Annotated in this window: 5 protein-coding genes; 3 read left to right on the top strand and 2 right to left on the bottom strand. The window is 63.2% G+C overall.

Annotation, left to right across the window (positions count from 1 at the left end):
- Both WC683_18560 and WC683_18555 read left to right on the top strand, forming a co-directional pair.
- Positions 1-1,080 (top strand): thiolase family protein (locus WC683_18560; protein MFA4974612.1); only part of this gene is annotated, 1,080 nt, incomplete at its 5' end.
- A gap of 15 nt (positions 1,081-1,095) precedes the next feature.
- Positions 1,096-3,450 (top strand): 3-hydroxyacyl-CoA dehydrogenase/enoyl-CoA hydratase family protein, encoded by a 2,355-nt coding sequence (locus WC683_18555; protein ID MFA4974611.1) that lies wholly within the window; start codon positions 1,096-1,098, stop codon positions 3,448-3,450.
- 21 nt (positions 3,451-3,471) lie between these two features.
- On the opposite strand, the gene WC683_18550 is transcribed toward WC683_18555, so the two are convergent.
- Both WC683_18550 and WC683_18545 read right to left on the bottom strand, forming a co-directional pair.
- Positions 3,472-4,137 carry an outer membrane lipoprotein carrier protein LolA gene (locus tag WC683_18550; GenBank protein MFA4974610.1) on the bottom strand — a complete coding sequence of 222 codons (666 nt, stop codon included), beginning with the start codon at positions 4,135-4,137 and terminating at the stop codon, positions 3,472-3,474.
- A gap of 1 nt (position 4,138) precedes the next feature.
- A complete protein-coding gene (locus tag WC683_18545) occupies positions 4,139-6,607 on the bottom strand; it encodes a DNA translocase FtsK 4TM domain-containing protein (protein MFA4974609.1) in 2,469 nt (822 codons plus the stop codon).
- 180 nt (positions 6,608-6,787) lie between these two features.
- On the opposite strand from WC683_18545, the gene WC683_18540 reads away from it, so the two are divergent.
- Positions 6,788-7,076 (top strand): hypothetical protein (locus WC683_18540; GenBank protein MFA4974608.1); only part of this gene is annotated, 289 nt, incomplete at its 3' end.

Raw genomic sequence — 7,076 nt, 5'->3', positions numbered from 1 at the left:
ATCGACGACATAGCGAGTCAGGTCCTCTGCGCAGCACTTGCGCGCGTACCGGGGCTCGACCCCTCCGCGATCGAGGACGTGCTCATCGGCTGCGCCATGCCGGAGGGTGAACAGGGTTACAACGTCTCGCGCAACATCTCGTTCCTCGCCGGGCTCCCCGAGAGGGTAGCCGCAGTGACGATCAACCGTTTTTGCGCCAGCTCCCTCGAGGCGATAGCCCAGGCTGCGCGCGCGATCCGCTGCGGCGACGGCGAGCTCTTCGTCGCCGGCGGCGTGGAGAGCATGTCCCACGTGCCGATCGGCGGGTTCAATCCGAACCTCAACGAGAGGCTCATGCGCAACGACGCGCCCGACGCGTACATCTCCATGGGGCTCACTGCGGAGAACGTGGCGCGCACGTACGGCATATCGCGCGAGGAACAGGATCGCTTTGCGCTCATGAGCCACCGCAAGGCGGTGCTGGCGCAGTCGAAGGGGAAGTTCGACGCCGAGAAGACGCCGGTGCGAGCGCTGTCCGCTGACGGCCGGGAGTTCGAGGTCGCACAGGACGAGGGGCCGAGGGGCGACACCTCGATAGAGGCGCTCGCTGCGCTGCCGCCCGCGTTCCTGGAGGGAGGGAGCGTCACCGCCGGCAACTCCTCGCCCATGACCGACGGCGCGGCCATGACGGTGATCGCCTCCAAGAGGTTCGCTAAGAGGATCGGAGCTGCGCCGATCGCGAAGGTGCGCGCGGCTGCGGTGGCCGGTGTGGCGCCGGAGTTCATGGGCATGGGGCCGGCACGCGCGATCCCCAAGGCGCTCGAGCGCGCCGGCATGAAACTGGCGGACATAGACGTCATCGAGCTCAACGAGGCATTCGCGTCCCAGTCGATCGCCGTGATGCGCGAACTCGAGATAGACGAGAAGAGGCTCAACGTGCACGGCGGAGCGATCGCGCTGGGGCACCCGCTCGGCGCCAGCGGCGCGCGCATAGTGGCCACGCTCGTGCACGCGATGATGGAGGGCAAGGCGTCCACAGGGCTTGCGGCCATGTGCATAGGCGGCGGGCAGGGGATGGCCGTGATCCTTGAAAGGCCGTGACCATTGACGGACAGATTGAATAAAATTGCGGTGATCGGCGCGGGCACCATGGGTTGCCAGCTCGCGGCGCTCTTCGCCGGCGCCGGCTGCGAGGTCGAGCTGATCCGCGCCTCTGCGGGCGCCGACTGCGGCGACGAGGTGAAAAAGAGGATCGCGAAATTTAAGCCCGCGGCGCTCTTTTCACGCAGCGACGTCGATAGGATAAGGTTGGGCGACCTCGAAAGGGACGCCGAGAGGATCGCCGGCTGCGGCTGGATCGTGGAATCCATCGTCGAGGACTTGGGCGCCAAGGCCGCCGTCCTTCGCAAGATCGACTCGCTGGCAGATCCCTTCGCGATCATAAGCTCCAATACCTCCTCGATCTCCCACAGCGCGCTCGTCGCCCCTATGGGCGCCGGCTTCAGCTCGCGCTTTCTCATCACTCATTTCTTCAATCCGCCGAGGTATCTGAAACTCGTGGAGATCGCATGCCACGAGTCCGCATCCGGCGCCGCAGCGCTCGTGGAACAGTTCCTCACGTCGAGGCTGGGCAAGGGGGTGGTCAGGGTCAAGGATACGCCAGGGTTCATCGCAAATCGCATCGGCGTCTTCTCGGTCATGGACGCGATGCATCTCGCGGAGGCAAGGGGCTGGCCGATCGAGGCGGTGGACGCGGTGATGGGAAGGCCCGCTGCGAGACCGAGGCAGGGAGTTTTCAGGATGCTGGACATGGTGGGCCTGGACACGGTCGCCGCGGTTGCAGCGCAGATACACGCCGCGTGCGGCCCGGACGAACTCGCCGCGCCGTTTTGCGTGCCCCCGTTTCTCTCCGAGATGCTCGCCATGGGATTCAAGGGCGCGAAGTCGGGCCGTGGCTTCTACGCTGCCGACGGCGGCAGGTCTCAGGCGATGGACTTAAGATTGGTGTCATACAGGCCGCGCCTCAACTTCTGCGCAGGATCGCTCTCCGAGCACGAGCGCTTGCCCGAGGCGGCTGAGAGATTGCGCAGAACCGCGTTTGCGGCTGACCAGGCGGGCGAGATCGCGTGGCCCGCCGTATCCCGGACGCTCTCATATGCGGCGAGCTGCGCGCCCGATATCGCGGACGACATCGCATCGATAGATCGCGCGCTGCGCTGGGGCTTCAACTGGGAGCTCGGTCCCTTCGAGGCGTGGGACGCGCTCGGCCCGCGCAGGGTTGCGGCAAGGCTCGCTCAAGAGGGGAGGCCGATTCCGGAACTCGTGCAGCGGCTCCTCTCCACAGGCCGCGAGTCCTTCTATTCCCACAGCGAGGGTTTGAGGTTTGTCTTCGACATGAAGGGAGGACCGGCGGATCTGCGCGCGCACGATGAGAGGCCGATCGCGATCTCCAGGGCCAGAAGGGTAAGCGGGCTGATCGAAGGAAATGCATCCGCATCGCTGATCGATCTGGGTGAAGGGATCTTCTGCTGCGAGTTCCATACCAAGATGAACGTGCTGGACGAAGGTGCGATAACGATGCTCTCGCGTGCAGTGGAGATGACCGAGCGCGCAGGGACGGGGCTCCTCATCGCCAACGAAGGAGAGATCTTCTCGGCCGGCGCCGATTTGAATCTCATAGTCTCGCTCGCCGAGCGCGGCGCGTTCGGCGAGCTCGAACGGTTGGTCCGCGCTTTTCAGTCGGCGTGCCAGGCGATCAGGTTTTCAAAAAGGCCCGTGGTAGCAGTACCGTTCGGCAGGGTGCTTGGCGGGGGCGCGGAGATCTGCCTCGCGGCGGCCGCACGCGTGGCGCATGTCGAAAGCTACATAGGATTCACGGAGCTCATGGTGGGTTTAATCCCCTCCGGCAGCGGCTGCAAGAACATGCTCCTCGCGATGGAGGAGAGGGAGTGTGCGAAGCGCGCGAATTGGCAAATTCCTGAAGGAGCGCCCTGCGACGGCGGGCCGTTCCCCAAGTCGTGCGCCGCGTTCGAGTTGATCGGGACTGCGAAGTCATCCTCCTCTGCCCGCGACGCCATGGCCTTGGGCCTGCTCGCAAAATCCGACCGCATCGTGATGGACCGCGACGAGCTGATCGCGCATGCGCGTGACGAGGTGATGAGACTCGCGCAGGGCTACGAGCCGCCGAAATATCGCGACGACGTCTCGCTTCCGGGTAAAGGGGGCGAGAGGGCGCTGATTGAGATCGCGCGGCAGTACAGGACCCGAGGGCTTGCGACCGACTATGACCTCGTCGTTGTCTCCCGGCTCGCGCGCGTGCTCGCCGGCGGCGCGCTAGCCACCGCGCATCAGGCCAGCGAGTCCGCTATACTCGAACTCGAGCGCGAGGCCTTTCTCTCGCTCGCGGGCGAGAAGAAGACGCAGCAGAGGATCGCGCATATGCTCAAGACCGGAAAACCGCTGAGGAATTAAATTATAGTTGGTCAGGATTTTTTACTCCGGCAGGGTGTCGGGTGTCGCCTTGCCCGACGAGAGGGTGAAGAGCTTGTCCGGAAGGCTGGAGTTGGTCTTGATCTCCATGAATGTGTAGCGGCTGACGTTGCCTGATCTATTCTTCACCACCAATTCCTTGAGAAGATGGTCGGGCCCGAAGAGCGCGTCGAGCCACTCGTACTGCGCGTTCTTCGCGCGCGGAGTGAGCCTCATCGCGGCCGAGTTTGCGGGGATCGCGTCGAAAGAGGCTGTCGCGCTGATCGAAAATTCCTTTGAGAGTTTGCCGAAACCGTTGAGGAAGGAGAGCGCTTCCTTGGGCATGGTCTTGTCGTTCACCGCAAATGTCTCGAGGCTCGCGTCGTCACCGGGCACGTACGTCCAGATCGTGCTGCCGTCCGAGACGTAATATTTTCCTCCCTTGTCCTTGTACTCGATGCGGAGTTTGCCGCCCTTCTTGAACTGGAAGAGCCCGTGCTTGGTTACGGTCCTCGCGAGTAGTTCTATCTGTGTGCTCTGCGTGAATTTCGCGGTCAGGTCGTCTATCGAGCGGTATGCGGACTCGATGGCGTCGATCTCTCCGCTCGACGGAACTTTATCGACGGCCTGCGTCGTCGTGGAGAAAAATACCGCGATCAGGAGGAGCGCTATAAGCGGAAGGGATTTCATGTCACGCCCCGAGATTGTTCACCAACACCTGCCTGGGTTTGGAGCCGTCGGCCGGACCGACCACGCCCTCGGCCTCCATGCGCTCGATCATGCGCGCGGCGCGGTTGTAACCGATGCGCAGCCTGCGCTGCACCATGGAGATGGAGGCCTGTTTTGTCTCGGCGACGAGCTTCACCGCCTGGTCGTAGAGCCCGTCGTCCTCTTCGTCGAACTCGCCGCCCGCTGTTGTTGCCTCCGGCTCCTTTAGTATCGACTCGTCGTAGACCGGCTCGCCCTGACCCTTGAGGTGGTCGACCACCCTGGAGATGTCCTGGTCGCTCACGTAGGAGCCGTGGATGCGGATGAGGTTCCCGCCCTGCGGGGTCATGAAGAGCATGTCGCCTTGTCCGAGCAGCGCCTCTGCGCCCATGCTGTCGAGGATCGTGCGCGAGTCGTGCCTCGCGGTCACCTTGAACGCGATCCTCGCCGGGAAGTTGGCCTTGATGAGACCGGTGATCACGTCCACGCTGGGCCTCTGCGTTGCGAGGATGAGGTGTATGCCGGCGGCGCGCGCCATCTGCGCCAGCCTCGTGATCGCCTCCTCCATGTCCTGGCTCGCCGTCATCATGAGGTCGGCGAGTTCGTCGATGATGATGACGATGTAGGGCAATTTGCCCGTGTGAGCGATCGCCTCTTTGTCGGCTGCGATGAGTTCGGCTGCGCGCTCCTCGGAGACCAGCGTCACTTGTCCGGCCTTCACCTTCTCGTTGTAGCCCAGTATGTGGCGCGCGCCCGCATCGGCCAGGATCCTGTAGCGCCGTTCCATCTCCCGGATCGCCCAGCGCATCGCCTGCACCGCGGGCTTGGGTTTCGTCACGACCGGGAGCAGCAGGTGCGGGATGCCGTCGTATACCGAGAGTTCGAGCATCTTGGGGTCGACCAGGATGAAACGCACGTCTTCGGGCGAAGACTTTATCAGGATCGAGAGGATGATGCTGTTGATCGCGACGCTCTTGCCTGAGCCGGTCGCGCCGGCCACGAGCAGGTGCGGCATCTTCGTGAGGTCGGTGACCACCGGCAGCCCGGAGGTGGATGACCCCAGCGCCATGGCGAGCTTGGACTGCGATTTGGCGAACTGCGGCGAGGAGACGATGGTCTTGAGATAGACTATCTCGCGCTCGCCGTTCGGGATCTCGATCCCCAGCGCGGCCTTGCCGGGGAGGTGCGGCACCACGCGGACGCTGCGGCCGCCCAGGGTCAGCGATAGGTCGTCCTGCAGGTTCACGATCTTGTTCAGCTTGGTCCCGGCTGCGGGCTCGAACTCGTACATCGTGATCACGGGGCCCGGGTGGATGGCGAGCACCTTGCCCTCCACGTCGAAGTCCATGAGCTTGCGTTCGAGGATGAGGGAGTTCTTCTTGAGCGTCTCTTCGTCTATTTCGATCTTGGCTTGCTCCTCCGAATCCAGGAGCGATATGGGCGGCGGCTCGTAGCCCTCTGCGGTCATGCGCTTGAATTTGAGCTGGTCCTCCTGCGTGCGCGGTTTCGCGTCCGCGCGCTTGAGTATCCTGGGGCTTGCGGCGTCGGGCCCCTGCGGGGCCGCCGCGGGTTTTTCCGTCGTCTTCGCCGCCTGCTGAACCGGCTGCCTCGTCGCCGGCTGGACCGGGGCGGGAGCGATGGCGCCGGGCGCCCTGCGGATCGGCTCGATCGAGACCATGTCGCGCGCCTTTTTCTGCGCCGTCTCCTCCAGGGTCATCTTCTCGACAGTGCGCTTCTTCGGATCGGCCAGCGACTCCTTGTCCTCTGTCTTCGCGTTGCGGAAATTGAATTTCCCCTTCATCTCGGGGATAGCATTGGCAATGGAGGAGGCCCGGGCCGCAATCGAGCGCGACATCGACGTCAGCCCTCGGCAGAGGGCCAGGAGCGCTGCCGCGGTCGCGGTCGAGCCCCGTTTCGCGATCGCCGCGGTCTCGGCTAGGGTGAGCTTGGTCGCGAGCGTGAAGAAGAGCACGAAGGCTGCGATCGAGAATATGAAGGCGCCGGCCTTGTTGAGGTAGCGGACCAGCATGTCGCCTATGAGCGTCCCTATCATCCCTCCGCCGGCGATCGCCTGGCCCCGTATGGATATCGTCTCGCAGTTGAGGTGTATGAGCGATGCAGCGAACGCGAGGCAACCGGTATAGTAGAGGATTTCTCGGACCCTCATGCGTATGGGTTTGCCCAGAAACTGCAGGGCGCTCAGCAGGAGGAGGAGGGCGGAGGTGACGAACGCGCTGATGCCGAATATTATGAAGAGGATGTCCGCGACGTATGCGCCCACGATGCCGCCCAGATTCTTGACCTCGGAGACGTTGGACACCGAGTTGAGCGCCGGGTCGGTGGGGCTGTAGGAGACAAGGCACATGAGCGTGAAGACGCCCATCGCGAGGAAGAGGATCGCGAATATGTCGCGCCTGAAATCTATCGTGGCCTTTTGTTGAAAGTTGGGCATGCTAAGTTGTTGATTTGTCTAATGTTTATGAGCTATTATACGCCGCATATTCCACGGATGTCAATGCCCGGAGCGCTTTATTTCAGATGGGTCCCAATGCCGCCATGACGATGCGATCGGGATAATAGCCTCGCGAGGGCTTGCTTGCAACGCATATCGAGTGATGGTAGCGGACGATGCATGAATACTATGAGGACGTTTACTGCGCTTCTCTTTGTTGCGGCTATGGCCTGCGCGAAGATCTCCTTTGCTTCAGCGCCTGCTCTCACGCCCGCCGAGAAGGACCTGGTGGATCGCGCGCTCCGCGGGCAGAAGGAGATATTCGCCCGCAACTACCCCGGCGCGGACGCTATCTTCGAGTCGCTGTCCGGCGACTACCCCACCTCGCCCGCAGGGCCCTTCGGAAAGATGGCGGTGCTCGAGATGAAGATGCTCGAACAGGAGGATTTTCATCTCGAAAGGGGGTTTC

It is taken from the genome of bacterium, assembly GCA_041648665.1.
Classification (GTDB): domain Bacteria; phylum UBA10199; class UBA10199; order 2-02-FULL-44-16; family JAAZCA01; genus JAFGMW01.
This window is presented reverse-complemented; position numbering and strand designations above follow the sequence as displayed.

What these genes read in the sequence shown, in the direction of transcription:
- WC683_18550 (MFA4974610.1), bottom strand. Translation starts at nt 4,137, where the DNA reads ATGAAATCCCTTCCGCTTATAGCGCTCCTCCTGATCGCGGTATTTTTC.
- WC683_18545 (MFA4974609.1), bottom strand. Translation starts at nt 6,607, where the DNA reads ATGCCCAACTTTCAACAAAAGGCCACGATAGATTTCAGGCGCGACATA.